At 56.1% G+C, this 24,366-nt stretch carries 22 protein-coding genes; 9 read left to right on the forward strand and 13 right to left on the reverse strand.

Annotated features, from left to right (window positions below; all coding sequences use genetic code 11):
* Nucleotides 1-63: 63 nt before the first annotated feature.
* Genes tag through fdnG form a run of 8 tightly spaced genes read right to left on the reverse strand, consistent with a single transcriptional unit; the run spans nt 64 to nt 10,029 of the window.
* Nucleotides 64-645 carry a DNA-3-methyladenine glycosylase I gene (tag, locus tag QLG07_RS14635; protein WP_048917893.1) on the reverse strand — a complete coding sequence of 194 codons (582 nt, stop codon included), beginning with the start codon at nt 643-645 and terminating at the stop codon, nt 64-66.
* A 37-nt stretch (nt 646-682) separates the two neighbouring features.
* A complete protein-coding gene (gene selB / locus QLG07_RS14640; protein ID WP_282469509.1) occupies nt 683-2,521 on the reverse strand; it encodes a selenocysteine-specific translation elongation factor in 1,839 nt (612 codons plus the stop codon).
* Nucleotides 2,518-3,897, reverse strand: coding sequence for an L-seryl-tRNA(Sec) selenium transferase (gene selA, locus QLG07_RS14645; protein WP_282469510.1), 1,380 nt, complete (start codon nt 3,895-3,897; stop codon nt 2,518-2,520). Before selA ends, selB begins: the two co-directional genes overlap by 4 nt.
* Before the next feature lie 3 nt (nt 3,898-3,900).
* Nucleotides 3,901-4,512, reverse strand: coding sequence for a glutathione S-transferase (locus QLG07_RS14650; protein WP_048917890.1), 612 nt, complete (start codon nt 4,510-4,512; stop codon nt 3,901-3,903).
* A 2-nt stretch (nt 4,513-4,514) separates the two neighbouring features.
* Nucleotides 4,515-5,441 carry a formate dehydrogenase accessory protein FdhE gene (gene fdhE / locus QLG07_RS14655; protein WP_048917889.1) on the reverse strand — a complete coding sequence of 309 codons (927 nt, stop codon included), beginning with the start codon at nt 5,439-5,441 and terminating at the stop codon, nt 4,515-4,517.
* Nucleotides 5,441-6,091 (reverse strand): formate dehydrogenase cytochrome b556 subunit, encoded by a 651-nt coding sequence (fdoI, locus tag QLG07_RS14660; RefSeq protein ID WP_187497437.1) that lies wholly within the window; start codon nt 6,089-6,091, stop codon nt 5,441-5,443. Before fdoI ends, fdhE begins: the two co-directional genes overlap by 1 nt.
* Nucleotides 6,088-6,978, reverse strand: a complete 891-nt coding sequence (gene fdxH / locus QLG07_RS14665; RefSeq protein WP_282469511.1) for a formate dehydrogenase subunit beta — start codon at nt 6,976-6,978, stop codon at nt 6,088-6,090. Before fdxH ends, fdoI begins: the two co-directional genes overlap by 4 nt.
* A 3-nt stretch (nt 6,979-6,981) precedes the next feature.
* Nucleotides 6,982-10,029, reverse strand: coding sequence for a formate dehydrogenase-N subunit alpha (gene fdnG, locus QLG07_RS14670; protein ID WP_282469512.1), 3,048 nt, complete (start codon nt 10,027-10,029; stop codon nt 6,982-6,984).
* Between the two features lie 188 nt (nt 10,030-10,217).
* Between fdnG and fdhD the strand changes: the two genes are divergently transcribed.
* The 3 genes from fdhD to QLG07_RS14685 are packed head-to-tail and all read left to right on the forward strand — an operon-like array spanning nt 10,218 to nt 12,967.
* Nucleotides 10,218-11,003: a formate dehydrogenase accessory sulfurtransferase FdhD gene (gene fdhD, locus QLG07_RS14675; protein WP_048917915.1), complete on the forward strand. Its 786-nt coding sequence runs from the start codon at nt 10,218-10,220 to the stop codon at nt 11,001-11,003.
* Nucleotides 11,004-11,036: 33 nt separating this feature from the next.
* Nucleotides 11,037-12,374 (forward strand): AAA family ATPase, encoded by a 1,338-nt coding sequence (locus QLG07_RS14680; protein ID WP_282469513.1) that lies wholly within the window; start codon nt 11,037-11,039, stop codon nt 12,372-12,374.
* An 11-nt stretch (nt 12,375-12,385) separates the two neighbouring features.
* Complete coding sequence (locus tag QLG07_RS14685) at nt 12,386-12,967, forward strand: retron system putative HNH endonuclease (RefSeq protein ID WP_282469514.1); 582 nt, start codon at nt 12,386-12,388, stop codon at nt 12,965-12,967.
* Here QLG07_RS14685 and QLG07_RS14690 read toward each other — a convergent pair.
* Nucleotides 12,964-13,740 carry a DeoR/GlpR family DNA-binding transcription regulator gene (locus QLG07_RS14690; protein ID WP_282469515.1) on the reverse strand — a complete coding sequence of 259 codons (777 nt, stop codon included), beginning with the start codon at nt 13,738-13,740 and terminating at the stop codon, nt 12,964-12,966. The two genes, QLG07_RS14685 and QLG07_RS14690, sit on opposite strands and share 4 nt — an antisense overlap.
* A 180-nt stretch (nt 13,741-13,920) precedes the next feature.
* On the opposite strand from QLG07_RS14690, the gene QLG07_RS14695 reads away from it, so the two are divergent.
* The 5 genes from QLG07_RS14695 (at nt 13,921) to QLG07_RS14715 (ending at nt 20,134) form a co-directional block, all read left to right on the forward strand.
* On the forward strand, nt 13,921-15,261 hold the full coding sequence (locus QLG07_RS14695) for an aspartate aminotransferase family protein (protein ID WP_282469516.1): 1,341 nt from the start codon (nt 13,921-13,923) through the stop codon (nt 15,259-15,261).
* A 291-nt stretch (nt 15,262-15,552) separates the two neighbouring features.
* The gene (sodA, locus tag QLG07_RS14700) at nt 15,553-16,170 is read left to right on the forward strand and encodes a superoxide dismutase [Mn] (RefSeq protein ID WP_062818519.1); all 618 of its coding nucleotides are present in this window, start codon (nt 15,553-15,555) and stop codon (nt 16,168-16,170) included.
* Nucleotides 16,171-16,552: 382 nt separating this feature from the next.
* Nucleotides 16,553-18,058, forward strand: coding sequence for a sugar ABC transporter ATP-binding protein (locus tag QLG07_RS14705; RefSeq protein WP_048917879.1), 1,506 nt, complete (start codon nt 16,553-16,555; stop codon nt 18,056-18,058).
* A complete protein-coding gene (locus tag QLG07_RS14710) occupies nt 18,055-19,053 on the forward strand; it encodes an ABC transporter permease (protein WP_048917878.1) in 999 nt (332 codons plus the stop codon). The genes QLG07_RS14705 and QLG07_RS14710 overlap by 4 nt, the downstream gene beginning before the upstream one ends.
* A gap of 31 nt (nt 19,054-19,084) precedes the next feature.
* On the forward strand, nt 19,085-20,134 hold the full coding sequence (locus QLG07_RS14715; RefSeq protein WP_282469517.1) for a sugar ABC transporter substrate-binding protein: 1,050 nt from the start codon (nt 19,085-19,087) through the stop codon (nt 20,132-20,134).
* 68 nt (nt 20,135-20,202) lie between these two features.
* Here the strand turns inward: QLG07_RS14715 and QLG07_RS14720 are convergent, their stop codons facing one another.
* Complete coding sequence (locus QLG07_RS14720) at nt 20,203-20,685, reverse strand: hypothetical protein (RefSeq protein ID WP_282469518.1); 483 nt, start codon at nt 20,683-20,685, stop codon at nt 20,203-20,205.
* Nucleotides 20,682-21,458, reverse strand: a complete 777-nt coding sequence (locus QLG07_RS14725) for a winged helix-turn-helix domain-containing protein (protein WP_282469519.1) — start codon at nt 21,456-21,458, stop codon at nt 20,682-20,684. Before QLG07_RS14725 ends, QLG07_RS14720 begins: the two co-directional genes overlap by 4 nt.
* Nucleotides 21,459-21,801: 343 nt before the next feature.
* Between QLG07_RS14725 and QLG07_RS14730 the strand changes: the two genes are divergently transcribed.
* Entirely contained in the window at nt 21,802-22,053 is a 252-nt protein-coding gene (locus tag QLG07_RS14730; RefSeq protein WP_282469520.1) for a FaeA/PapI family transcriptional regulator, read from the forward strand.
* 86 nt (nt 22,054-22,139) lie between these two features.
* On the opposite strand, the gene QLG07_RS14735 is transcribed toward QLG07_RS14730, so the two are convergent.
* Nucleotides 22,140-23,855 carry an FKBP-type peptidyl-prolyl cis-trans isomerase N-terminal domain-containing protein gene (locus QLG07_RS14735; protein ID WP_282469521.1) on the reverse strand — a complete coding sequence of 572 codons (1,716 nt, stop codon included), beginning with the start codon at nt 23,853-23,855 and terminating at the stop codon, nt 22,140-22,142.
* Nucleotides 23,852-24,331, reverse strand: a complete 480-nt coding sequence (locus tag QLG07_RS14740; RefSeq protein WP_282469522.1) for a hypothetical protein — start codon at nt 24,329-24,331, stop codon at nt 23,852-23,854. Before QLG07_RS14740 ends, QLG07_RS14735 begins: the two co-directional genes overlap by 4 nt.
* Nucleotides 24,332-24,366: the final 35 nt, after the last annotated feature.

Here is a 24,366-nt window from a genome sequence, read left to right on the forward strand (position 1 = left end):
AAATGAATAACTAAACAGGGCGATTATGCCGCTGAAATGTGAGGGAAATACGTAGGCTTATTCTCAATTTGTAACGCAAGGCGACTTTTTGTGGTCAGGGTGGCAGAAACAGTCGGTCATATGTTCATTAATCAGCCCACAGGCCTGCATAAATGAGTAACAGGTGGTCGTACCAACGAATTTAAAGCCGCGTTTTTTTAGCGCTTTTGACATGGCATCTGAGGTCGGGCTGGTGGTGGGGGCACTGCGGTAGTCACTGAAACGCGTTATTTGCGGCTGATGTTCGACGAAGTTCCAGATAAACGTATTAAACGGCTCGCCGTTGGCTTCCATCGCCAGTACGGCGCGGGCGTTAGCGATAATTGCGTTGATTTTACCGCGATGGCGGATAATGCCGCTCTCCTGCATCAGCCGTTCAATATCGTCCTCATCCATCTGCGCCACGCGCTCAACGTCAAAATGGTGAAACAGGCGGCGATAGTTTTCGCGTTTTTTCAGGACGGTAAACCACGACAGCCCGGCGACCTGGCCCTCTAGACAGATCATCTCGAACAGCTCCCGGGTTTGCGTCAGCGGCACGCCCCATTCACTGTCGTGATAGGCGATGTATAACGGATCCTCAGATACCCAGCCACAGCGTTGCATAACCCTCATCCCTTTTACTGTTTATATAACCAGCATACTAGCGAAACATCTGGCCGTCGCGCAACAGGTGTTCGTTGCCTTTGCGCCGGGTAAAACCGCAGCGGTCAAAAAACTCCAGTATCTGCACTGCCAGCTTACGCCCCACGCCGAGCCTGTCGCGGAAGTCGGCGGCGCTGGTGCTCAGAGCGGATGCCGCACGTTCGCGGATGATATCGGCAAAGCGCACAATCTGCGGCTGGGCGAAGTAGCGGTCTTTAACAATGGCGACGATCTCCCCGCCCTGTGCGGCCTTGCGCAGCAGCTGGCGCATTGGCGCTTCCTCACAGCCAGCCTGGGCCGCAAGGTCGCGCACCCACCAGGCCTGGTCGCCAAACAGTGGCCGCACCTGCTGCCAGAGCGCGTCCTCCCGGTCATCAAAACCTATCTCAAAATCAGGCAGGTGCAGCCAGCCATGATTGTTGCGCAGCGCCTGCTTATCCAGCAGCGTAGCAATAAGCGCCAGCACCAGCGATTCCGGCAGGTTGGGTAGCGCAATGCGCCGCAGGCGGTCGCGGCCGATACCGGGGCGGTCGTCGTGCTCGTTATGGTAGTTTTCCAGCGCGACCAGCAGCTCGGTCTGCCATTGGCGCGCATCTTTTTGCGGCAGCAGATAGTCCCCGGCAATGTCAGGCGCCACAGCAGTCAGCACCTCAGAGAGGGCGCCGGGGGAGAGCTGCAGCAGCCATTCAAGCTCTTCCGCCGTGCGCGGGCGCTGCTCCAGCAGCAGGGTGACTTTTTCCACCGCGCTGTCGGCGTTTTCCAGCTGTTTTAGCCAGCGGATAAACGCCGGCTGTCGTTTACCGCGTTTTGGCGGCGTCAGCAGCAGCACTCTTGCTGCCCCAAGGGTTTCGCGGGCGCTGATATCGCGCAGGATCAGCCGGTCGTTGTCGGTCAGCCACAGCGGCGTGTCGAGCAGCAGCTCGGCGAGGTTATCCTGCAGCAGCGAGATGCGGCCGGTGATGTGGCTGGCAGCGTGATGCAGGTGCAGCGGCTGTCCCTGACGCAGAGCATGATGCAGCGTCAGGGCGACCAGTAGCCGATCGCACGGCTGAGCGGGCGCGTCGCTCAGCAGCCAGTCGCCGCGGGTGACGCGCTCTTTTTCAACGCCGCCGCTGAGATTGAGCGCAATGCGCTGGCCCGCCTGCGCCCGCTCGGTTGGCTGGTTCTGAGCGTGCAGCCCACGCACCCGCACCGCTTTGTTCATCCCGCTTAGCCACAGCGCGTCACCGACGCTGACGCTGCCGCCGAGGGCGGTGCCGGTCACCACCACGCCCGCGCCTTTGACGTTGAAAACCCGGTCGATGGCGAGGCGGAAGCGGCGGCCTGTTTCCAGCGTGCGTGCCGGCAGCTGGCGCAGATGGTCGCTAAGTTCGCTTATCCCAGCCTGGCTGTGAATGCTGGTGCTGAACAGCGCGATCTGCTGCCAGCCAAGCTCCTGCGTCAGCTGGCGGATCTGCTGCTCCACCCCGGCGCGCCGGGCATCATCAACGCTGTCACACTTGGTGATGGCGACGGTCAGCGCAGGCTGACCGCTGAGCTGTAAAATAGCCAGATGCTCGCGGGTTTGCGGCATCACGCCATCGTCGGCGGCGACCACCAGCAGGGCGCGATCGATACCGCCAATGCCGCTCAGCATATTGGCGAGGAATTTTTCATGGCCCGGTACGTCAATAAAGCCGATAACCTGCCCGTCGGGCTGCGGCCAGTAGGCGTAGCCGAGGTCGATCGTCATGCCGCGCACTTTCTCTTCCGGCAGGCGGTCAGCGTTGATGCCGGTGATCGCCTGTAACAGCGACGTTTTGCCGTGATCGACGTGGCCAGCGGTGGCAATAATCATGCGGATACCATCCTGATAAACAGTGCCTCATCTTCCAACGCGCGCAGGTCAAACCACAGGCGCCCCTGATAAATCCGCCCAATAAGCGGCACCTCGCCCGCACGTAAGCGCGCCGCCAGCGCCAGCAGGGTGCTACCGCTGCCATCGCGCGGGGTCAGCGTCAGCGCGCTGCTCGGCAGGCGCTCCACCGGCAGTGAACCGCTGCCAGGCTGCGAATGGCACGGCTCGGCCGCCACGACAAAATGTGCCCCGAGCGCGCGGGTCACGGCGGGCAGCAGGCGTGCGGCCTGGGCGGCAATCTCCTGCGCCGTGCGCGTCAGCAGCCGCAGCGTCGGTAGCTCGCGCGTCAGCATTTCGGGATGCAGATAGAGCTGCAGCGTGGCTTCCAGCGCTGCCAGGGTCATTTTATCAACGCGTAAAGCGCGCTTCAGCGGGTGCTGCTGCAGGCGTGCAATCAGCGCTTTTTTCCCGACGATAATTCCGGCCTGCGGGCCGCCCAGCAGCTTGTCACCGGAGAAGCTCACCAGGCTGACGCCCGCGGCAATCAGCTGCTGAGGCATCGGCTCGGGCGGCAGTCCATAGGCGTCGAGGTCGATCAGCGAGCCGCTGCCGAGATCGCTGATGACCGGCAGGCCCAGCTCATTGCCCAGCTGCACCAGTTCGGCTTCGCTGACCGCTTTGGTGAACCCCTGCACCTGATAGTTGCTGGTGTGCACCTTCATCAGCAGGGCGCTCTCTGCGCTGACGGCCTGGCGGTAGTCTTTCAGATGGGTGCGGTTGGTGGTGCCGACTTCATGCAGCGTGCAGCCTGCCTGAGTCATCACATCGGGAATGCGAAACGATCCGCCAATCTCCACCAGCTCACCGCGCGATACCACCACCTCTTTGTCGGCGGCCAGCGCGGCCAGCATCAGCAGTACCGCTGCCGCATTGTTATTCACAATGCAGGCGTCTTCCGCCCCGGTCAGGCGGCACAGCAGGTCGGCTACTGCCCGATCGCGATGGCCGCGCTGCGCTTCATCCAGCGCGTACTCCAGCGTGACCGGGGAGCGCATCGCCCGGCAGACGGCACTCACTGCCGCTTCTGCCAGCTGGGCACGCCCGAGGTTGGTATGCAGGAGAGTGCCGCTAAGATTCAACACCGGCTGCAGGCCGCTGGCGTGCGTCTGCTGCAGCTGCCGTGCGGCATGCTGCGCCCAGTCGCTGCACCAGGCGGGCAAGTGTTGATGTTGCTGGATCGCATCGCGGGCCTGCTGTTGCAGCTGGCGCAGCAGATCGACCAGCTGACGGTGACCCCATCTGTCACTGAGTGCCTGAAACGCCGGCTGGCGTAACAGGCTGTCGATGGCGGGAAGTTGACTGAACAATGTTTTCATCGGCTAGTTTGCTGGCGGCTCCGTGCGGGCAAAGCTGTCGCGTTTGAACAGCGTTTCGGCCAGCTTCACCAGCTGCGGGCGGTTGACGCACCAGTCTGGCGCCACGCGGCGAAAGTTGAGGTAGCCGAGCGTACAGGCGGTCGCGATATCGGCCAGCGTGATGTCCGGGCCGTTCAGCCACTTACCCTCTGCGGCGGCGGCTTCCAGCGCGTCCAGCCCGCGGCGGATCTTATCGCGCTGGCGCAGCATTTCGCTTTCCGACTGCTGCGCCGGATCTTTTTGCAGCTCGCGCACGATCAGCAGGCCGGCATCGCAGATGCCATCAGCCAGCGTTTCCAGCAGGCGCACTTCGAGCTGGTCGCGCGGGTCGACCGGCAGAAAAGCGGGCGCCTGATGCTGAAGTTCCAGAAAGGCAGCAATAATCGACGAGTTGTACCAGGTTTCATGCTCATCGACGATCAGCGCCGGGACTTTACCCAGCGGCGTGTAGTCTTTGACGCGGCTGCTGTCGTGCCACGGCGACTCGTTAATAAATTCGAAGGTGATGCCTTTCTCCAGCAGCATCACCGAAATTTTACGCACAAACGGGCTGGTGTAATTGCCGATCAGCTTCATGGCTACTCCCCGGGAAATAAAAATGGATTCAGACTGCTGCGGGCAAAGCCCTCTTGCTCCATACGCGCGTCGAGGATAAGCGAAGCCAGGTCATCGGCCACCGGCTCCACCGCCGGGTCTTTTTCCTGATACAGCATCTTCATGTAGGTTCCGCAGTCGCCGCAGCTCTCCGCTTTAATCGCGGCCACTTCGCTGTCGAGCGACCAGTAGTGCAGGTCCCCCGTCTGTTCGCAGTTGCTGCATTTGGCACGCACCACGTACCACTCGCTTTCACACAGGTTGCAGTGCAGATAGCGCAGGCCGCTTTTACCGCTGCCCATATGAACCACGCTGGCGACCGGTACGCTGGCACACACCGGGCAGAACTGGCGCTGCTCGCCCGCTTCGGCGCGCGCCTTGCCGGGGATCAGCGCCGCCATCTGCGCCCAGTAGACCGACAGGGCCGCCCAGATAAACGGCGACTTGTCGCTGCTTACCTGGGCAAAATCGTTGGCAAACAGCGCGCTGGCCATCGCTTCAAGCTCACTGGATGAAGCCTTTTCCAGATTCTCCAGCACCGACAGTGCCTGACCGCTCATCTCCGGCTTAAGCTCGGCGATCAGCGAGTGCAGCAGGCGCTGCCAGTGGGGATCGCGCGGCAGCGTGCTGATATCCAGCGGCGGCTTGCCGAGGCGGGCGCTCTCTTCCAGACGCGTGCGCAGATCCCTCTCCAGCGGATGGTCGTACAGCACGATCTCCTGAGCGGTGGCAATCACCGCGGCAAAGCGCAAATAATCACCCAGCGGGTTTTTCTCCGCCAGCTGCCGCAAACGGGCAGCACGACGGCTGTATAACTGCTTCAGTCGGGGGAAAAGTAACGGCGGGATGGTCGCTGCCGTTATCGGGTCGCTCTTCTCCAACTGGTCCTGGGGGATAATGCGAATTGTCATCAGGGACCTTTTTCCTGTTGTTTTGAACTGGCCTGCTGCTGGCGCAGGTTACGATACCAGCGCGGGTGATGCTTTTTAGCCCAGGCGGGCGTGACCCAGCCCTCCACCATCGCGGTGATGGTGCCTTTGACCCACAGGGCAGCGTAGATATGCACCATAATCACCACGATCAGCACCACCGCAGAGACCGAATGCACCAGCAGCGCAATGCGGATCAGCGGAATGCTAAACAGCGCCGCGAGATAGGGCCGCCAGATCACCATCCCGCTGGCCAGCAGCAGAAGCAAACTGATTATTGCAGCCCAGAATACGCACTTCTGACCAAAATTATAGCGCCCGGTGTCGCCCACCTCCTCGTTTAGCGCAATTTTATGGATATTTTTTGCCCAGATCAGGTCTTCCCGCTCAATCAGGTTGTGGCGCCAGTAGCGGAAAAACATCAGCAGGAAGCAGGCAAACATCACCACGCCAACGAACGGATGCAGGATGCGCGCCAGCTGCGGCGTACCGAGGATTTGCATCAGCCAGTTAAAAGAGGGGAAGAAAAAACCCAGCCCGCTGACGGCGGCGAGAATAAAGCAGAACGCCACCAGCCAGTGGTTGATACGCTCGGGCGCGCTGTAGCGCTGAATGCGTTGACGTGACTTCATGAGCGCTCCTCCTTCTCTTTTTCATCCTCATCATCCACCCGGTTCGGACCGACGCCGACATAGTGAAATACTGACGCGGCGAAGGTGGCCGCGAAGCCAATCGCGGCAAGCGGTTTCCATATTCCTTTCCAGAAGGTCACTGCCGGGCTGATCGCCGGTGCATCCGGCAGTCCGTGATACAGCGTGGGCCGGTCGGCATGGTGCAGCACGTACATCACGTGCGTACCGCCCACGCCTGGCGGATCGTACAGACCGGCATGGCTGTAACCGCGGCTGTTCAGCTCGCTGACGCGCCCGGCGGCGACCTCTTTCATCGCCTCTTTGCTGCCGAAGTGAATGGCACCGGTTGGGCAGGTTTTCACGCAGGCAGGTTCCTGACCCACGGTTACCCGATCGACGCACAGGGTGCATTTGTACACCTTATTGTCTTCGGGGTTCAGGCGCGGAACGTCGAACGGGCAGCCCGCGATGCAGTAACCGCAGCCGATGCACTGCTCGGACTGGAAGTCGACAATACCGTTAGCGTACTGGATGATCGCCCCTTCCGACGGGCAGGCCTTCAGGCAGCCCGGATCGGCGCAGTGCATACAGCCATCCTTGCGGATCAGCCACTCCAGCTTGCCGTGCTCTTCCACTTCGGAAAAACGCATCACCGTCCATGATTTGGCGGTCAGATCCGCCGGGTTATCGTACACCCCGACGTTGTGACCGACCTCATCACGGATGTCGTTCCACTCGGAGCAGGCCACCTGGCAGGCTTTACAGCCAATACAGGTGGTGACGTCGATCAGCTTCGCCACCTCCTGCTGGTGGTCGCGCGCGCGCGGAGCCGGGGTCGCGGCGTTAGTGGCCGAGCGACGGATGATGTCCTGAGATTGATAAGCCATCGTTTACACCTTCTCCACGTTAACCAGGAACGCCTTGAACTCCGGCGTTTGCGTATTGGCATCGCCAACGAACGGCGTCAGGTTGTTGGCGAGGAAGCCTTTCTTCGCCACGCCCATAAAGCCCCAGTGGATCGGAATGCCGATGGTATCGACCTCCTTACCGTCTACCGCCAGCGTGCGCAGGCGTTTGGTCACCACTGCCACCGCTTTGATGTAGCCACGGCTGGAGCTGACTTTCACCGTGTCGCCCTGCTTAATGCCCAGCTGGCCCGCCAGCCGCTCGCCGATTTCGACAAACTGCTGCGGCTGTGCAATGGCGTTGAGCAGCGCGTGCTTGGTCCAGAAGTGGAAGTGCTCCGTCAGGCGATAGGTGGTGCCGACATAGGGGAACTGCGCCGCGTTACCCATTGCTTTCAGGTCAGCCGGGAACACGCGTGCCGCCGGGTTGGAGATCACCTTCGGGTGCAGCGGGTTGGTGCTAATCGGCGTTTCAAACGGCTCATAGTGTTCCGGGAACGGGCCTTCGGCCATTTTATCCAGCGCGAACAGGCGCCCCATGCCTTCCTGCTGCATGATGAACGGCCCGACATCGCTACCCGGCGGCGCGGTGCTGTAGTCAGGAATATCATCCCCGGCCCATTTCGCACCGTCCCACTTGATAAGCTGGCGTTTCGGGTCCCACGGATTGCCCATCGGGTCGGCAGAGGCGCGGTTATACAGGATGCGGCGGTTCAGCGGCCAGGCCCAGCTCCAGCCCGGCGTATTGCCTAAGCCGTGCGCATCGCTGTTGTCGCGCCGTGCCATCTGGTTACCGTCTGCGGTCCAGCTACCGGCGAAGATCCAGCAGCCGCTGGAGGTTGAGCCGTCGGCGCGCAGCTGGGCAAAGCTGCCGAGCTGCTGCCCTTTTTTCACCAGCAGCGTGCCCTTATCGTCGAGCAGATCGGCCAGCGCGCGCCCGTTGCTCTCCATGGCAACTTCTTCCGAGGCCGGTGAATCCGGCGTCAGATAGTTCCAGCTCATATTCAGCACCGGTTCCGGCTGCGCGCCACCCTCTTCGGCATACATCTGGCGCAGGCGCTGATAAATACCGGCCAGAATTTCGCCATCGTTGCGCGCTTCGCCCGGGCCATCGGCACCCTTCCAGTGCCACTGCAGCCAGCGCGCAGAGTTAACGATCGAGCCGTTCTCTTCCGCAAAGCAGGTAGAAGGCAGGCGGAACACTTCGGTCTGGATCTGCGACGGATCGGCGTCGTTATACTCGCCGTGGTTCTGCCAGAAGTTGGCGGTCTCGGTATCGAGCGGGTCGATAGTGACAAGGAACTTCAGCTTCGCCAGCGACTCGCCCACCTTCTGCTTATTCGGGAAGGAGGCCAGCGGGTTAAAGCCCTGGCAGAGATAGCCGTTCACTTCGCCGCGATGCATCATGTCGAAATACTGCAGCACGTCGTAGCCTTTGTCCCACTTCGGCAGCCAGTCGAAGCCCCAGCTGTTTTCCGCCTGGGCTTTGTCGCCGTAAAATGCTTTCATCATGCTGATGAAGAACTTCGGATAGTTGCCCCAGTAGTTCACCTGCTCCGGCAGCAGCGGTTTTGGCGTGTTGGCGGTAAGGTAAGTTTGCAGATCTGCCTGTTTCTCCGACGGCAGCATCATATAGCCCGGCAGGCTCTGAGAGAGCAGGCCAAGGTCGGTCAGCCCCTGAATATTTGAGTGGCCGCGCAGGGCGTTAATGCCGCCGCCTGCCATGCCCATATTGCCGAGCAGCAGCTGGATCATCGCCATGGTGCGGATGTTCTGCGCCCCCACCGAGTGCTGGGTCCAGCCCAGCGCATACAGGAAGGAGGTGGTGAGGTTTGGCGCACTGGTTTCAGCCAGCATTTCACACACTTTCAGGAAGTCGCCTTTTGGCGTGCCGCAGATGTTTTCAACCACTTCCGGCGTGTAGCGGCTGACGTGTTTTAACAGCAGATTGTAGACGCAGCGCGGGTGAGCGAGCGTTGGGTCGCGTTTGGCGAAGCCCTGATCGTCCAGCTCGTAGTACCAGCTGGTTTTGTCATAGCTGCGCGTCTGCGGATCGTAGCCGCTGAACAGGCCGTCGTCGAAGCGGTAATCTTCACGCACTATCAGGCTGGCATTGGTGTAAGCCGAAACATATTGGTGCTGAATGCGATCTTCTTCCAGCAGATAGCGCAGTACGCCCGACAGGAAAGTAATGTCGGTGCCGGAGCGGATCGGCGTATAGAAGTCAGCCACCGATGCGGTACGCGTGAAGCGCGGATCGATGACAATCAGTTTGGCGTTGTTATGGATTTTGGCTTCCATCGCCCAGCGAAATCCTACCGGATGCGCTTCAGCGGCGTTGCCACCCATAACCACAATCAGATTCGCATTGCGGATGTCGACCCAGTGATTGGTCATCGCACCGCGACCGAACGTTGGAGCAAGACTTGCTACCGTAGGTCCGTGTCAAACGCGCGCCTGGTTGTCGACGGCAAGCATGCCGAGCGAACGGGTCATTTTCTGGGTGAGATAGCCGGTTTCATTGCTGGCCGCCGAGGCGCACAGCATGCCGGTGCTCAGCCAGCGGTTAACCGTCACGCCCTGGTTATTTTTGGCAATAAAGTTGGCGTCACGGTCGGCCTTCATCAGTCTGGCGATACGGGTCAGTGCCTCGTCCCAGCTGATGGGCTGCCATGTGTCGGAGCCTGGGGCACGATACGACGGGCTTTTCAGGCGGCTTTCGCTGTGAATAAAGTCGAGCAGGCCCGCGCCTTTAGGGCAGAGCGCGCCGCGGCTTACCGGATGGTCCGGATCCCCTTCGATATGGAAAATATTCTCTCTGGCGTTTTTCGCGCCGTCGCCCATGCTGTACATCAACAGCCCGCAGCCGACGGAACAGTAGGTGCAGGTGTTGCGCGTCTCGCGCGCGCGCAGCAGCTTGTACTGGCGGGTTTCCGCCAGTGCGGTAGCGGGCATAAAGCCCAGAGCAGCCGCGGTGGTTCCCGCCATGCCCCCCGCACAGATTTTGAAGAAACGTCTTCTGCTGACATTCATAGTGTCATTCCTGTTTTGACCGGGTGCAAAACCCTTTACGGCACTGAATTAACAAGCTCACAATGGGCGCTGATGTTTTTTAGCGCACAGACTGACAATATTACCACAATAAAAATGTGGATGAACGGGGCGAGAAACGCGCAGTGAATGACCAACAGCACAAAAATGAAATTAAATCACCGGGGCCGATTGGTGCCGGTCAGGTAACGGTGTGGCAGCGTGATGCGCTGGATCAGCCTGAGCCCGACTGGCTGGCGGAGGAAGTGCCGGTGGCGCTGGTGTATAACGGCATCTCGCACGTGGTGATGATGGCCACGCCAAAAGACCTGGAAGCTTTCGCCGTGGGTTTCTCTTTGTCGGAAGGGATAATTGCTGGCCCGGCTGATATTTACGGCATCGATATTGTCGCGGGCTGCAACGGCATTGAGGTGCAGGTTGAGCTTTCCAGCCGCCGCTTTATGGCGCTGAAAGCGCAGCGCCGCGCGATGGCCGGGCGCACCGGCTGCGGGGTGTGTGGCGTGGAGCAGCTGAGCGAGATCGGCAAACCGATTCAGCCGCTGCCGTTTACCCAGCGTTTTGAACTGGCGCGGCTGGACGGCGCACTGCGCCAGCTGAAAGCGTTCCAGCCGGTCGGCCAGCTGACCGGCTGCACCCACGCCGCAGCATGGATTACCCCTGATGGGCAGCTGAGTGCCGGATGTGAAGACGTTGGCCGCCACGTGGCGCTGGATAAGCTGCTGGGGCAGCGCAGTCAGGCGGAGTGGGCTGCGGCCGGCGGCGCGGTGCTGGTCTCCAGCCGCGCCAGCTATGAGATGGTGCAGAAATCAGCAATGTGCGGCGTCGAGATCCTGTTTGCCGTCTCCGCCGCTACGCAGCTGGCGGTCGAGGTCGCGCAGCGCAGTAATCTGACGCTGGTGGGCTTCAGCAAACCGGGCAGGGCGACGGTGTATACCCATCCGCAGCGACTGGTGTAATATTGAGCAAGTTTCACAGGGAGGATGTGACTTATGGGGCAACCTTATCGTCTCGAAAGCATAACGCTCAAAGACATCGGTATTTTTGAGCATACGCATTTTGATTTTCCGCCGATCATTAGCGAACAGAAGGATGCTGAGAAGGCCGAAATCCATATTTTTACCGGGCCAAATGGCTGCGGAAAAAGTACGATTTTATACGCGCTGGCGGCAATATTTGAGCTGGCACCGGATGATGCGCTGATTTGCAAAAGATTCCGCAGTAGCCACAGTGTTGTCGCGTTTAAATTTTATGATGAAGCGGGATATTACGCCCGCAGAAAAAATGATGAAGATCCCTTTAGCGGGTTAAAGTTTGGTGGCATAAATGAGTTTATTTCAACAAAAGAAGCTCAGAGCCTTTTCAACCACAGAACCGCGGGTTTTGATAAAAACGATTCTGTCAGCCGCTCAACTTTTCCCTTTGCCGCATTTGCCTATTCCGGCAATCGTTCGCCGCAGGGCGTGTTTAGCGTTCAGGCCATTCAAAATATCAAGAACTCGCCGTTTGAAGACGCTTTATCTTTTGAGCGCACGGTGCGGCCTGGCGTGCTGGCACAGTGGATTGCCAATAACCGTACCAAAGCCGCGCTGGCAAGAGATGATGGCGATAATACCGAAGCATTACAATATGATGCTGCACTGAAGGCCATCAGCGATTTTATTTATGAAATCTGCCAGTTAAAACTCAACTTCCACCTTAAGCGTTCCCCGCTCGATGTGGTCATTGAGGTTGATGGTCTGGCAGTGACGTTTGATGTGTTACCTGAAGGATTGAAGTCAATTATCTCCTGGGTCGCTGACCTCGCTCTCCGTCTGGAAGATATCCCATTCACAGAACGGCGGGAAATCTTCTCCCAGCCGATAATCCTGTTCCTTGATGAAGTGGATATCCATCTTCACCCGAAATGGCAGCGCCGTATCCTGCCTGCGGTGCAGAAATTGTTGCCGAATGCTCAGGTCTTTGTTTCCACCCACTCGCCTTTTGTGGTCGGATCGGTCGAGGATGCCTGGGTTTATCGTCTGCCCGATGCGCAGCGTAAAGTGTTACGCGACCCTTCAATTGCTGAAACCATCATTCCAGTTGCTTCGGCAGCGGGCAAAAGCTATCAGCTGATCCTTGAAGAGGTGTTCAACGTCAGCGAGCAGTTTGATGTGGAAACCGAAGCACTGCTCGATGACTTCTATTGCCAGCGTGATGCTTATCTGAAAAATCCCGCTAATGACCGCGCCCTGATGATGCTAGCCGATAGCATTCGTGAGCGTAGCGACGAGCTGGAATTAATTATTGAGATGGAACTGCGCCAGATTGCGCGTCGTGTTAAAGGATAGGGCTTACAGGGATGAACAAATTGATTCGTGGCGCTCAGCCACTCTGTCTGGCTGCGGGGTGTCAGGAGTGGACCGATCGTTATCTGACTGCGCGTTTTTCAGATCCGGCAGCCTCTTTTAGCTGGTACTCCCGAAACTGTTATCAGCATATACGCATGGCGTTACTGGAGATGACACAGGATCATTGTGCATTCTGTGATGGTTTTCTCGGCACGGAAGCGCGTGAAACGGTTGAACATTTCCGCCCTAAAAGCCGCTATCCGCAACAGGCTTTTCAATGGATCAATCTGTTTCCCTGCTGTGATAAATGTCAGAGTGCCAAGCAGGAAAAATATGATGAGCTGTTACTGAAACCTGACGACGCAGACTATCAGTTTGCACGTTACTTCATCTGCAACTACGCCAGTGGAGAACTGCATCCTGCACCAGATATTAGCGTCTTCGATCGGCAGCGGGCAGAAAAAACCATTGAGCTTTATGGCCTCAATCTTACCCTGCGCAAGCAGGCCAGAGCGCGGGAGCTGATTAAATTCCGTGGCTCTCGCGAAGAGCTACAGCTTGATGATTTTCCCTACCGTTACTTCCTCAGCTAGGCCAGAATCACCTGCGGCAGCACGGCTTTTAGCGCGCTCAGCGCCGGGAGACTCTCCGCGCCGCCGTCGGTGACCAGCGTGGCGATCTGCGCAATGCTGGCATAGTTCATCCGGCTGCTGAGGCCGAGCTTGCTGCGATCGGCCAGCAGAATCAGCCGCCCGGCCTGCTGGGTCATGGCGCGGGCGATGGCAGCCTCGTGCGGATGGAAGCTGCTCGCCCCCTGTTTCGCATCCAGCGCCACCGGGGAGAGCAGCGCCACATCGGCACGGTAGCGATAAATCTCGCCGACTGTCAGTTCCCCCCGCGTCTCCTGCGCGCCGGCCAGCATGCTGCCACCCAGCAGGATCACCTGATTATTCAATGCCTCATGCTCTTCCGCCGCGCACAGCTTCAGGGCGGCATTAAGGCTGTTAGTGATAATCGTCAGGCCCGACATCGAGCGCAGCTCCTCCGCCAACATCGTGGTGGTGCTGCCGGCATCCAGAAATACCGTCTGGCCGGGCTGCAGCAGTTGGGCAGCGGCGTTGGCAATCGCCCGCTTCTCTTTCGCCATCACCGAACTGCGCACCGTCAACGGCGGCTCCGGCGTGGCATCCAGCGCCACCAGACCACCGTGGACACGGCGTGCCAGCCCCTGCGCTTCCAGTTCGATAATGTCGCGGCGGGCGGTTTCGCGAGAAATCCCCAGCTCTTTAACGATCCGTTCAGTGCTCACCTGGCCCAGCGTACTGAGCAGGGCGCGGATGCGATGGTGGCGTGTTTCCTGCAGCATAATTTTGACTCCCTGGCTTTCTCTCTGCGACATAGCCTAACCGACAATTTGCCACGCTGCATGTGTATTTTATTGTATTTGTGTATTTGATTGCATTTTACAATAAAGTTGCCATGATGAGAGGCAGAAACCGCTGACTGCCTGCGCCAGGCAAACCTTAATTTTGCAACGGGAGTGATCATGGCTACACGTTCAACCATTATGGATACCAACAGCTTTCGTGCCGAGCATGCCGACGGCCTGAGCGCGGATGTGCGCAAGCTGACCGATAAACGCAGCAGGGTCCTGGGCGAGTCTTACCGCCTGTTCTACCGTAAGCCGGTGCATCTGGTGCGCGGTCAGGGCCAGTATCTGTGGGATGCCGCCGGGGATAAATATCTCGACGTGTATAACAACGTTGCCAGCATCGGGCACTGCCATCCGGCGGTAATTGATGCGGTGTATCAGCAGATGCAGCAGCTGAACACCCACACCCGCTACCTGCACGAAGCCATTCTCGACTACTCTGAACAGCTGCTCGCTACTGCCCCGGCGGAAATCGACCGCGCCATGTACATGTGCACCGGGTCCGAGGCCAACGACCTGGCGATCCGCGTGGCGCGCGCTTACAGCGGCGGCAGTGGCATTATTGTGACTCAGGAGTCCTATCACGGCACCAGCGACCTCACTTCCGGCGTCTCCCCGGCATTGGGCAGCGGGCAGCCGCTGGCCGCGACCACGCGCCTGGTACTACCGCCAGATCGCTACCGCGTTGATGCCCCGGATCTTGGCGCCTGGTTTGCTGCTGAGATTCAGAAGCAGATTGACGACATGGCCGCCCACGGCATTAAGTTCGCCGGCTTCCTTGCCGATTCGATCTTCTCCTCTGACGGCGTGCTGCCAGGGCCGAAAGGCTTCCTCAGGCAGGCTATCGACGTGGTGCATAAAAACGGTGGGATCTTTATTGCGGATGAGGTGCAGCCCGGCTTTGCCCGCACCGGTGAGGCATTCTGGGGCTTTGCCCGCCATGACGTGGTGCCGGATGTGATCACCACCGGCAAGCCGATGGGTAATGGCATTCCGGTTTCCGGCCTGCTGGCGAAAAGCGAGGTACTGGCAGCTTTCAGCGACGATATCCCGTACTTCAACACCTTTGGCGGCAACCCGGTAGCGATGGCTGCGGCGCAGGCGGTGCTGAACGTGATTAAACAAGAGGGGCTGCAGGAGCACAGCCGCGTGGTGGGCGCGAAGCTGCTGGCGGAGCTGTCCACGCTGAAAGAGAAGTATGAGTGCGTCGGTGACGTGCGCGGCGCGGGTCTGTTTATCGGCTTTGAGCTGGTAAAAGATAAAGCCAGCAAAACGCCGGATAAGCAGTTGGCGCTGGATATTACCGAAATGCTGCGTGATAACCGCGTGCTGACGTCGGTCGCCGGCCCTTATGGCAACGTACTGAAACTGCGCCCGCCGTTAGCTTTCCAGGAGAGCGATATCGACTGGCTGGTCGGCGCGCTGGATAAGTCGCTGGCTGCACTGGGGCATTGATATCGCGGGTCGGGCAGGCCCGCCCCGGAGGGCCGATCGGAAAAGATGATCGGCCCTTACAGGCAGTTTTACCGGACGTTTAGAGAAATAATGCGTTAGATCATTTGGTTGTAACCTGGTCGCGATTAGCTATAACTGCGCCGCCCCGCTTGCTGTTAACGATACCCTTACCAACGTCGGGGCATTGATAACCCTTTTCCCAATGGTTTATTTAACTATAATGATCCCACTGCTTACGTGGTGCTGAACAGTGACTTGCAGCGCCGACTACCATTAATGGAGACGATGAATATGAGCTATACACTGCCATCCCTGCCTTACGCATACGATGCACTGGAACCACACTTTGACAAGCAGACGATGGAAATCCATCACACTAAACACCACCAGGCCTACGTGAATAACGCTAACGCGGCGCTGGAAGGCACCGAGTTCGCTAACCTGCCGGTTGAAGAGCTGATTGCCAAACTGGACCAGCTGCCAGCCGACAAAAAAGGCCCACTGCGCAACAACGCGGGTGGCCACGCTAACCACAGCTTCTTCTGGAAAGGTCTGAAAACCGGTACCACTCTGGGCGGCGATCTGAAAGCAGCCATCGAGAAAGATTTCGGCAGCGTTGACGCGTTCAAAGCGGAATTCGAAAAAGCGGCCACCACCCGTTTCGGTTCTGGCTGGGCGTGGCTGGTTAAGAAAGGCGATAAGCTGGCAGTGGTTTCTACTGCTAACCAGGATAGCCCGCTGATGGGCGAAGCGATTTCTGGCGCATCCGGCACCCCAATCATTGGCCTGGATGTGTGGGAACACGCCTACTACCTGAAGTACCAGAACAAACGCCCTGACTACATCAAGGCGTTCTGGGACGTGGTTAACTGGGATGTGGCTGCAGAGAACTTCAAAGCGGCTAAGTAATATTCAGGAGTTGTCGACCTGACGGGCGGACCGAAAAAGAGGTCCGCCCCTGTAAATATCCCTGTATAAAAAAACCGGCGCTACGTTCGCCGGTTTTTTTGTGCCTGCTTTTCACCTTCGAACATTTCTCTGCAGTCATCCACCGTCAGCGACGCAACAGGTCAGCAATGTCAGGCAGCATAACTGCGCTGTTACTGGCAATCATTCCAATTATTTCCACTAATTAGCACTCTTGCACCAGCGTTTAGCGCTGTAGTGTCTGGACATCTGGATGGCTAATAATATTTTGTGTTAGCTTATGCTCTTTCGTTCGTTGCCTGCCGTGACAATCCAATAAAAAATGCGGCACGCCTCAACATTTATAGCCAGAGAAAACACGCCCATGACCGCGATAAATCGCCTTGAAATGCGCCAGATCTCCATCGCTTTTGGCGGTTTTGCGGCGCTTAAATCCGTGGACCTCACGCTGGAAGGGCACTCCATCCACGCGCTGACGGGGGCTAACGGCGCCGGGAAATCGACGCTGATGGCGGTGCTGTCGGGCGCATACGATCGCTACAGCGGCGAAATCCTGCTGGACGGGCAGCCGGTGACGATTCGTACCCCGCGCGACGCCAGGCAGCTGGGTATTCACCTGGTGCAGCAGGAGGTCGACGTGGCGCTGGTGGCCGGGCTGAGCGTGGCGGAAAACATTATGTTGGACCGCCTGGCAGAAGGCGGGCAGCTGTACCGCTGGGGCGAAATGCGCCGCCAGGCGCGGGCGCTGCTGGCAAGGCTGGATGTCAGCATCGATGTGACGCGCAAAGTGGAGCAGTGCTCGCTGGCGGAAAAGCAGCAAATCCTGCTGGCGCGCGCGCTGTCGCATCACTGCCGCTTCCTGATCCTTGACGAGCCCACCGCCCCGCTGGACCAGCACGAAAGCGCAAAGCTGTTCGCAGTGGTGCGTCAGCTGCAAGGCCAGGGCATTGGCGTGGTATTTATCTCGCACCGTATCAATGAGCTGAAGGCGATTTGCGACCGGCTGACAGTGCTGCGCGACGGTGAGCTGATTGAAAGCGGCCCGATGCAGGGGCTGAGCGGCGAGCAGATCGTTGAGAAGATGCTCGGTCACCAGCTGGATGATATCTACCCACCCAAGCGCCCGCCATTCAGTGATGAAACGCTGCTGCATATCAGCGGGCTGCACGACGAACAGCTGCTGAAGGATATCAGCCTGACGCTGCGCAAAGGCGAAATCCTCGGCATCGCCGGGCTGGCCGGGGCGGGTAAAACCGAACTGTGCAAGGCGCTGTTTGGTGCCAGCCGCAGCCGGGTTGAGCGCGGCGAGCTGCACGGTAAAGCGTGGAAACCCTCTTCCCCGCATGCGGCAGTCGAGAATCGCATGGCGCTGATCCCGGAAGAGCGACGCAAAGAGGGCATCTTCATTGATGAATCGGTGGTGATGAACCTCAGTATCAGCGCCGATAACAGCTTCTCACGCTGGAGTTTGTTCGGCCACCGTCAGGCCTGGCGCTGGGCGGAAGAGGTGATCGCGCGACTCGGGGTGCGCACCACCGGGCCGAAGCAGACGCTGCGCCGCCTGTCAGGCGGCAATCAGCAGAAGGTGGCGATCGGCAAGTGGCTGCGCAATGACGCCGATGTGCTGATTTTTGACGAACCGACCAAAGGCGTGGATATCAAAGCCAAAACCGATCTGTTCACCCTGATCGATGGGCTGGCGCGCCAGGGAAAAGGGGTGATTTATGCCTCGGGCGAATTTTCCGAACTGGTTGGCCTGTGTGACCGTATCTGCGTGCTGTGGGACGGGCGCATCGTCGCTGAAATGGCGGCGGATGAGGTCGACGAAGAGACACTTTTACTTTACTCCACCGGAGGAACGCCTGCGTGAGCAGCAAAGAACTTTCCCTGAAGGCGGCACCGTCCGCACGACACCAGCTGTTCGATTTTCTCTATAAGTGGGGAATGTTGCTAACCGTGGTAGCGCTGATCGCCGGCTTTGGCGTGGCGTCGGACAGCTTCCTTGAACCGACCAATATCATCAACATCCTGCGCTCGATCGCCATTGTGACGGTTATCGCCATCGGGGTGTCTGTTTCTCTGACGATTGGCGGCTTCGACCTTTCCGTTGGCGCCACGGCCTCGCTGGCCAACTCGCTGGTGATCTCGATGTTCGTCTGGTACGGCTTCGGCCCGACCCAGGCCATCGCCCTGACCCTGCTGCTGTGTACGCTGGTCGGCCTGTTTAATGCCTTTATGATCGTGGTGCTGAAAATTCCCGACATGCTGGCGACGCTGGCCAGCCTGTTTGTGGTACAGGGTGTGGCAATGACCTACAGCTTTGGTGGGTCGATTACCGAGAATATGGTGCTGCCGAGCGGTGACATGGCGGAAGGCACTATTCCGGCCGTGTTTTCGCTGCTGGGTCAGGTACCGATTATTGTGATTGTCATGATCGCCGTGACGGTGGTGGCGCAGCTGCTGCTGTCGCTGACTAAACACGGCCGCCGCATGTATGCGATTGGCGGTAATCCGGAAGCGGCGCGCCTGTCCGGCATTCGCACCACGCGCTATCGCGTGCTGGCTTATGTTATCTCGTCACTGCTGGCGGGGCTGGGCGGTATTCTGCTGGCGTCGCGTATTGGCTCTTCGCAGGTCAACGCCGGTGGCGGTTATCTGATGGATGCGGTGGCTGCTGCGTGGATCGGCCTTTCACTGGCTGGTGCAGGCAAGCCCAACGCGCTCGGTACGCTGCTGGGGGCGGTGATCCTCGGTGTATTACAAAATGGTCTGGTGATGCTTTCCGTACCCTATTACGCGATGGACATTATTAAAGGCCTGGTGCTGGCGGTAGCGCTGGCGATCACTTACGTGCAGCGCCGTTAAGGCGCATGACTCTCAGACAGGGATTACTATAATGAAAAAATTCACGGGTTCACTGCTGGCTATCAGCCTGCTCAGCGCACTGCCCGCGTTCGCCGCCGATACGGCGGTACCCGCTGCTATCGCTAACCATGAAGGTCCGGTACGCATTGCGGTGATCCGCAACCTCGGCTCCGACGATAACACCACGCAGTTTGTGGCCGGTGCGATTCAGGAAGGGCGCAAGCTGGGCTTTAAAGTCAGCACCTTCCTCAGTAACGGCGACGATGCGCGCTTTCAGGATTTCGTCAACCAGGCCATCAGCCAGAAATATGACGGCATTATTCTGTCCCACGGTAAAGACCCGTACTCCACCGATCTGGTGAAACGCATTACTGACGCCGGGATTAAAGTCTCGGTGTTTGATACTCCGGTGAATAAGCCGATCGACGGCGTGACGGTCACCGCGCAGGACGATGCGTCACTGGCGCAGCTCTCCCTCGACCAGCTGCTGAAAGACACCAATGGCAAAGCGAATATCGTCAAGCTGTGGGTGGCGGGCTTCCCGGCAATGGAACGTCGCCAGGTAGTGTATGAAAAAGTGCTGAAAGCCAACCCAGGCATTCATCAGCTGGAGTCGATTGGTGCCGTATCGTCAGATGTGCAGGGCGACACGGCGAACAAAATTGGCGCGATCCTCGCGAAGTATCCGAAAGGACAAATTGACGCTATCTGGGGATCGTGGGACGCCTTCGCTCAGGGTGCTTATAAAGCCCTGCAGGAGAATGGCCGTAGCGAAATCAAACTCTACAGCATTGATGTGTCCAACCAGGATCTGCAGCTGATGAGTGAAAAAAACAGCCCCTGGAAGCAGACGGTGGCCGTCGACAGCAAGCTGATTGGTGCAACAAACATGCGCCTGGTGGCAAATAAAATTGGCGGGGAAGCGACTCCGGCCAGCTACCAGTTTAAGGCTTCCGCTATTTCACAGTCACAGCTAAGCGGCGGTGCGGTGAACGTGGCGAATCTGAACAAAATTATCCCAGGCTGGGGAACCTCTCAGGACTTCGTTGCGCCCTGGTTCGCCACGCTCGAAGCGAAATAGCGAAGAAGTAATTATCTCTGAATTCAGGGCTTATTCACCCAGGTGAGTAAGCCCTTTTTTTTATCTTTTTACTTGTCGATGCAAACGTACAGCGGGATGCCCGGCAGTGAAACAAGGCGCGCATTGTTGGCAATTTGCTTCAGGGTGAGGATAAAAGCATCTTTCTTTAGCAATGCACGATAGAAGACATCATCTGGCGTGGTATCCACGTCGCTGACGTGACTACGGATATATTCCAGCTCAAGGGCATGATTTTCTGGGTAATAGCGATAGTGCATTATCAGCGTCCTGCTAAGCGTGGTGTGCTGTTGATTAACGATAAGCTGCCCTGAATATTGCAGCGCTAAACGCTCTCTACCCAGCGTTGTCAGGCTCAGGCTGCCGTTCATCAGGGTCGTTGAGGCCGGCAGTTGAATGTCAAACTGGACCTCAGCCCGGCATGACAAAACCAGCGAATGTCGATCATCATCAGGTCTGGCACAAAGGAAGTAGATACTCTGGCCGATGATAACCAGGGCGGTAAACCCGATGGCCAGCATAATATTTCTCATAGTTTTTTTATTAAAATTGAAAAATAATTCTCACAGTGAGAAAGGGTGTCATTTTCAGTTATTTCGCACTGGGATATAAAGGTAAGATCCGGGGCTGTAGTATTAGTGTTTTTGGTATTGGAAAATTTATAAAAAATAATGCTATCTCTGCTTTCGCAGTCAATGCTGTATTTCCTGATGAATTTTTTTAACGTTTTTATGTTATTTTTTCTGAATTCATGACTTTCATGTGATATCTCTTTGATTTGGCATTTTTCTACGTTGATTGATGCCGAGCGGCAGTAGTGAAGTAACAAAAGAATCGCCACGATCGAGACAGCGATGATAAAAAAAACTGATAAATATAATTTATCTGTTTTGCTATGTTGGTTTATTTTTGTTTTATCTTCATTGTTTTTTATATCGTGCGTGTGTTCTGATTCTTTACAGGTGACATTTGCCTCAATTTTAAACCCCTCCCTTGGCACGGTAATAATGGTTTTTCCATGCTCGCCTAGCTGAGAGAATACCTTTCTTAAGAAGCTAATATGGTTGCTTAGATTGCTGGTAGAGGGGGTTAATCCATGGTTTTCCCATACGGTTTGTAACAGTTCTTCCCTGGAAAGCGTGATACCTGGTTGAGTTAACAGTTCCTCTAATAATCGGCTGCTGGGTTTGGAGAGTTTAATCAGTGGCGTGTCGCGGCCGATGGGTTTGATCGTTTCATTTATGCCATCAAAATGAAACCTTTGATTAATAAAATATTCCATTGTTTTATCAATATAATCCGTCATTAGCGTGGTGATTATCCGGATAACTGTTTGAGATGTCAATGAAACTCACTTTTCCGGTTTTTGACTTGTGATTGAAAAATGTTTTTTTGTCTGATTATTAATTTTAAGTTGAGATTAATTGTGTCAGTCATTCCTTTTAATGAATGGGCGTATTTTGGATCATTCAGTGTTTTATTCTATGAAACTCATTATTAAAAGTTATATATTTTAATTTTATTTAATAATTGATATTAAGTTTTGTTTGGGTTGTGCTCGTACTATCATTGCTCACCTGCGATTAGGCAGGTTTTTTATCATTTTTCATTATGCGGCAGGAGCCGGAATAGAGAAAAGGAGAGGTATAATGAGCATTCAAAGAAAAACAGCAGTAGAAAAAGTCATCCATGCTTTGAAAGCATTTTTTGAGGAGAACGGCCGTGATGGAACCTCCTCCGTTTACGCAACCACCAGAGACATTGCTAACCTTTCCGAACTAAGCATTTATAACACACGTCATGTTCTTATAAAGTTGGAGCAGGAAGGGGTTGTCACTTCGGTGAAGAGAGAAAACCGTAAAAGTTTATTTTGGGATAAGACAGATCTTTTCAGGGCCTAAGGCTAATATGACGCAACCGTACAGGTTGCGTTTTTTTCCTAACCGTTTACGTTTGTTGATTTTTAATCATGCATTCCACCGTTGTATCACTTCACTTTTTTCTGACCCTCTGGATAGATATCTGAAATGCGAAGTTGGTATACCATGGTCGCATTGGGCGGAATCTTGGGAGGATAGCCCTTACTGCCATAGGCCAGTTCAGGCGGTACCAGCAATGTGGCAGAACCGTGGTTTCTGAGTTTAATTAACGCTTCACGAAAAACGGGTGGGAATGCATTGACAGGTTGTGTCAGCATCGTCCCGCTGGCATCCATATCCGTAATAACGGTGCCATTGGTCAGGCTCTCTTTCACCACGACATCAAGAGTGGCATTTTTAGGAATGGCTGAATCACCGGGGTAGTCTATATTGTACCAAAAACCGGCCGCAGATTTGATAGTGCCTTTCCGTTTAGTAAATTTAGCCAGGTAATTTTTCGTTGCTACATCCAGGTTGTTATGGATTTTTTCGCGTTGCTTTTTTAATTGGCCGTTAAGTTCAGTTAGCGTTGTACGTAATACATCGGAAGAGAGTTTGGCCTGATTTTTAAAAGCATCAACGATTCCGCTTAAAATAATATGCTGATCCTTTGGTAAGCCATTAATCGCATTTTCAGCCTGCATCTGTAAGATCTCCGCCCCAAGAGACATACCAATGGCATAGGCTTCTCGTGACGATTTTTGTTTTAACTGCTCTTTAGTCACTTCTAATGGGTTAGTGACCATCGCTACCGGTTTGCTCGCTAATGCTGCATCCAGTTTCGTCTGTAATTCTTTGATTTTTTCGTCGCTGGCCTGCTTGTCGGCCGTCAGGGCCGCGAGGCGGCCATCACTACTTTTGGTTGAGGTCAGCTTGAGGGTATCTAACTGAGCTTGCAGAGATTTAACCTGAAGCTGGCTGGCAGCTAGCTGTTCGCCTGAGTTAGGGTCAGTAGAAACTTGCTCCAGCAGCTGCTGCTTCTCTGCGGCAAACTTCTGTCGCTCAGCCTCCATTTTAGCTGACAAAATTTTCATCTGTTGCTCAATCTTCTGCTGCTGTGCCCTGGCCATGTCTACCTGCTGGCGGCTCTGTGCTAAATCGATTTTTGACTGCGTCTGTGACTGCGTGAGTGCATCAATCTGCTGAGCCATGGCGTCATTTTTTTGTCCGTTTTCCCTCTGCCGGTCGGCCGTCGCTGCCTGAGTCTGGATTTTACTGCGCAGTTCAGTCAGTTTCAGGTTTAACAATTTAAGCTTGCTCTGCAAGCTGCTTTCACTCTGGCGTGCAACGTTCAGCTGCTGGTTAGCCTGCTTCAGTTTTTCTGCCAGGGCTTCAGGCGTGGGTAACAGCGATGCCGCATTTTTAAGTGACAGCAACGCCTGGCTGGCGGCCTGCTGAGCTAATTTTTTCTGTCCAGCTTCGATCGTTTTTTGCAGTTCAGCGCTACTCTGCTGCAGCTGATTGATGGTCGAGCTTTTCGCTGAAAGCTGCTGATCTTTTAGCTTTAGCTCCTGCTGTAGCTGCTTTAACTTAAGGTTATCGACAGGCAGGGTGACTTGCTCAGCGCGTTTTTTTGCCACATGTTCAACGACCCGGGGCTTGGTCCTGGCGTGATAACCCGGTGGGTTTAACTGCTGCTGTTGCTGCTGATACTTTCGCGCAAATTGCAGGATGGCGGGGGCTTCACCCTCTGCGGCACAGGCATACTGGCTAGCGGCGGTTAAACAGCAGATAAGCAGTGCAATCCGGGAATATGCGAAAGGAACGATACGTTTGCCGATCATGGACGCGCCTCACCCCTACTGGTCAGACTGTCCAGCAGCGCTTGCGCAATCTGAGAACATAACAAGTTTGCCCGGTAGCGATAGAGTGCATCAACCGTATCCTGGGTATCCACATTGGTGTTCTGACGTATCCCGGTATATTGCGCAGCCCCGTTCATCAGGTAATCAAACGAGGTATGCAAACGCTTATACTTATCGGGATTCATCGTTTTAAGGGCTTCAAGCTGAGACTGGCACTGCTTTAGCTTTTCACTTTCCGCATCATATTTTTCATTGTGCTGCGGAGCTGGCCTGTTCTGACTCATTGCAGTTGGATTCTGCGATATTTCAGACTGGATAGGGGGTATTACCGGCACCGAAGAGGCGGCAGGTTTATCACGATGGTGCAGAATCTGGCAGCCTGAAAGAAAAAAAGCTAATAATAAAGTGATTCTGGTTATGTTTTTACTGAATGAAAATCGGCGAATAGTTATCATGAAAAAACTCTATTTTGAATCATTTACAGCGCGAA

Source organism: Erwinia sp. V90_4 (assembly GCF_029967685.1).
In the GTDB taxonomy this organism is placed as follows: Bacteria; Pseudomonadota; Gammaproteobacteria; order Enterobacterales; family Enterobacteriaceae; genus Erwinia; species Erwinia aphidicola.

Coding starts and splice junctions, on each gene's coding strand:
- QLG07_RS14715 (WP_282469517.1), top strand. CDS start 19,085: ATGAAAAAATTCACGGGTTCACTGCTGGCTATCAGCCTGCTCAGCGCA.
- fdhE (WP_048917889.1), bottom strand. CDS start 5,441: ATGACAATTCGCATTATCCCCCAGGACCAGTTGGAGAAGAGCGACCCG.
- QLG07_RS14685 (WP_282469514.1), top strand. CDS start 12,386: ATGAACAAATTGATTCGTGGCGCTCAGCCACTCTGTCTGGCTGCGGGG.
- QLG07_RS14650 (WP_048917890.1), bottom strand. CDS start 4,512: ATGAAGCTGATCGGCAATTACACCAGCCCGTTTGTGCGTAAAATTTCG.
- QLG07_RS14740 (WP_282469522.1), bottom strand. CDS start 24,331: ATGATAACTATTCGCCGATTTTCATTCAGTAAAAACATAACCAGAATC.
- selA (WP_282469510.1), bottom strand. CDS start 3,897: ATGAAAACATTGTTCAGTCAACTTCCCGCCATCGACAGCCTGTTACGC.
- fdxH (WP_282469511.1), bottom strand. CDS start 6,978: ATGGCTTATCAATCTCAGGACATCATCCGTCGCTCGGCCACTAACGCC.
- fdoI (WP_187497437.1), bottom strand. CDS start 6,091: ATGAAGTCACGTCAACGCATTCAGCGCTACAGCGCGCCCGAGCGTATC.
- QLG07_RS14705 (WP_048917879.1), top strand. CDS start 16,553: ATGACCGCGATAAATCGCCTTGAAATGCGCCAGATCTCCATCGCTTTT.
- QLG07_RS14695 (WP_282469516.1), top strand. CDS start 13,921: ATGGCTACACGTTCAACCATTATGGATACCAACAGCTTTCGTGCCGAG.
- QLG07_RS14690 (WP_282469515.1), bottom strand. CDS start 13,740: ATGCTGCAGGAAACACGCCACCATCGCATCCGCGCCCTGCTCAGTACG.
- QLG07_RS14720 (WP_282469518.1), bottom strand. CDS start 20,685: ATGAGAAATATTATGCTGGCCATCGGGTTTACCGCCCTGGTTATCATC.
- QLG07_RS14730 (WP_282469520.1), top strand. CDS start 21,802: ATGAGCATTCAAAGAAAAACAGCAGTAGAAAAAGTCATCCATGCTTTG.
- QLG07_RS14725 (WP_282469519.1), bottom strand. CDS start 21,458: ATGACGGATTATATTGATAAAACAATGGAATATTTTATTAATCAAAGG.
- QLG07_RS14680 (WP_282469513.1), top strand. CDS start 11,037: ATGGGGCAACCTTATCGTCTCGAAAGCATAACGCTCAAAGACATCGGT.
- sodA (WP_062818519.1), top strand. CDS start 15,553: ATGAGCTATACACTGCCATCCCTGCCTTACGCATACGATGCACTGGAA.
- QLG07_RS14735 (WP_282469521.1), bottom strand. CDS start 23,855: ATGATCGGCAAACGTATCGTTCCTTTCGCATATTCCCGGATTGCACTG.
- tag (WP_048917893.1), bottom strand. CDS start 645: ATGCAACGCTGTGGCTGGGTATCTGAGGATCCGTTATACATCGCCTAT.
- selB (WP_282469509.1), bottom strand. CDS start 2,521: ATGATTATTGCCACCGCTGGCCACGTCGATCACGGCAAAACGTCGCTG.